This window comes from Streptomyces sp. NPDC127197 (genome assembly GCF_042672405.1).
Taxonomy (GTDB): Bacteria; Actinomycetota; Actinomycetes; order Streptomycetales; family Streptomycetaceae; genus Streptomyces; species Streptomyces flavusporus.
In genome coordinates this window covers 1-2,340 of record NZ_JBHXVG010000028.1, presented here as the reverse complement: position 1 = coordinate 2,340, position 2,340 = coordinate 1, and the positions used below count along the sequence as shown (strand labels likewise).

The 2,340-nt window shown below is 68.7% G+C and carries 1 protein-coding gene and 1 pseudogene; one reads left to right on the top strand and one right to left on the bottom strand.

Annotated elements, in window-relative coordinates:
- Nucleotides 1-202 precede the first annotated feature (202 nt).
- Entirely contained in the window at nucleotides 203-898 is a 696-nt protein-coding gene (locus tag ACFVJQ_RS32865; protein ID WP_385789250.1) for a hypothetical protein, read from the bottom strand.
- A gap of 826 nt (nucleotides 899-1,724) precedes the next feature.
- Between ACFVJQ_RS32865 and ACFVJQ_RS32860 the strand changes: the two are divergent.
- A pseudogene (locus ACFVJQ_RS32860) lies at nucleotides 1,725-2,340 on the top strand (hypothetical protein); the annotation flags it as partial.

The following is a 2,340-nucleotide window of genomic DNA, read 5'->3' as shown; positions in this document are numbered from 1 at the left end:
CCCTCTCGGCCCCCCCCCCCAGCTGGTCTTTCAGCGCCTCCCCCCCCGGCGGCCTTGCGCCCGTGGGCCCCGGCGCGGCCTTCCTCGTGCACCGGGGGGGGGGGGCCGCCGCGGGCGCCCCCCCCACCGCGCATCAGCATGTCTGCACACTCCCGGTGGCCAACAACAAGCCGGGCTTCTCAACCCATAAGAGGGCGACGGGCTACGTCATCAATTCGATGTGGGGATGCTCGGGTGCCGCCGGGCAGACGTAGAGCTGCTGCCTGTAGCCGCTGCCGATCTGGACCGCGGTGGGCTGGTCGGGGTCGAAGTGCTCCGATCCGGAGGACGGTTCAGCAGCTGGGTCCTCGGACGGGGACCAGCTGCGCCCCGCGTCGTCCCCTCCTTCGAACGTGGCGATGGTCAGCAGGACTTCCATCTCAGTGCCGCATTCGGGGCAGGGCCGCGGGATGGGGTCAGTGGAGTCCCAGGCGGGCCAGCCGCCGACCTTCCAGCCAGGCGCACTGGACAGCACGCAGTCGTAGTACGTCCACGGGTCCATGTCCTCCTCGGCTGCCTGCGGCACACTCCACTGCCTGAGCTGCTCCTGCAGTTCCGCACTCAGCTCGAGGTGGTCGGGGTATTCAGTGACCTGTTCCGGGTGGAGCAGGCACGGCTCGGGCAGGTAGGAGTCGAACTGCATCGCGGGCGGCTCGGGGGGCGTGGTGAGGATGTCGGTGATGGTGGCTGCCGACCGCCAGATCAGCACGGTCCTCGGCATGATCGGATGGTCGAAGGGGCACCACAGAATCTGCAGCAGGTCCGCCCCTTCAGGCGTGCGCAGATCGGGCACATCCCGTGCGTACAGTTGCGCGACGGGCAGCATCGCTATGGAACCGTCGTACGGCTGGACCGCCACCCTTACCGGATATGTCCGAGGGGGCCGGATTCGCTCAAGGGTCTCTCGTTCCTGCGGGGTCAGGCTCCTGCCGCGCGAGGCGGCACGGATTTGTCGTTCCAGCCGTACATCAGCTGGGGACAGGGCCGGGTTCATCCCGTCCACCACATGAGGGCCCTCGCAGTGGGGCCACGGCTCGTCGGCGGGCCACAGCAGAGGCCCACCGACCGAGCTGTCCCACCACGTCGGTGCCCCGGGGCGGGGATGCAACCGGGTCGCCGTGCGTGCCAGTGGGACTAGTTGAGGAAAAACCGCGGCAACATCGAGCGGCCGTGGCGGAGTGACAGGAGTGCCATTCATAGCCACGATCTTGCCAACTGCCTCTGACAACGGCTCTCGCAGCCTCCCCAGGCAGCACTCTCCAACCACTCCATAGCTGTCTTGTCCTGCACTTCTCAGGCACTCGAACACTCACTGAGAGGTCGTTTTCATCGGTGAAGTCTGTTTCATCCCAGATGGCTTCGCCGTCGCGGTGTGACTTCCGAGGCGTCACTGCACCCATGCGGCTGGTGAGATCCCGCGGCAGCCCGAATTGCCAGTCTCACTCCCTGAAGTCCGTCTCGCTCCAAGACATGCCGTATGGGCGATTGCTCTCGCCTCGTCGCGGACGGGCTTGTCGCATGAGAGGCGAGAGTGCAGTACTGAGGTGCGTTAAGTGGCGTAAATCAGGTGAAAACGACCTCTGAGTCTGGGCCCGTCGTACTGCTCCGGCGACCCGGACGGGCACGACGAGATCACCGGCCGTAAGGGCTCCCACGACTCCACCCGCGCGAACATCGTCGAGGCGGTGCGCCGTGGCATCCCGGTCAGGGTCGGCATCATCCACCTGCGCGACGGACAGCGCGGCGAACAGGCCCGCGCGGAGATGGAAGCCCTCGGTGTCGATCAGGTGAGGGTGGACCGGGTGCGGGCCGTGGGCAACGCGGCCAGGACCACGCTGTTCCCGTCCACGTCGGAGCTGTGCGGGCGGTGTGCCGACGGGAGGGCCGCCCTCCTCCCGGACGGCACCGTGACCCCGTGCGTGCGGGGGCGGTTCCTGCCCGCCGGCTGCGTGAAGACGGCCGGGCTGAAGGCGGTGTTCGCCGGGCAGCAGTGGGCGCCGGTCGTGGCGTCGATCCCCCGCCGCGGCGGCTGTGTGCCGGACTCCTGCACCCCCGGGGAGGACTCGTGCCGGCCCTCCCCGGGAGTGGTGACGGCCTGCAACCCTGATAAGGACGGATCCGACTGTTCCCCGGCCGAGACCCCTGCGTGCGGGCCCGCGTACACCTGGGAGGCATCCCATGGACTGGGAGGTGCACGCGCGGTGGTTGGCGGCCGGGGTGACCCGGCCCGAGTCGCGCTGGTACGAACCGCTCGCCGTCACGCCGCGGCACGTGTTCGTGCCTCGCTGGTGGGCTCGTGGG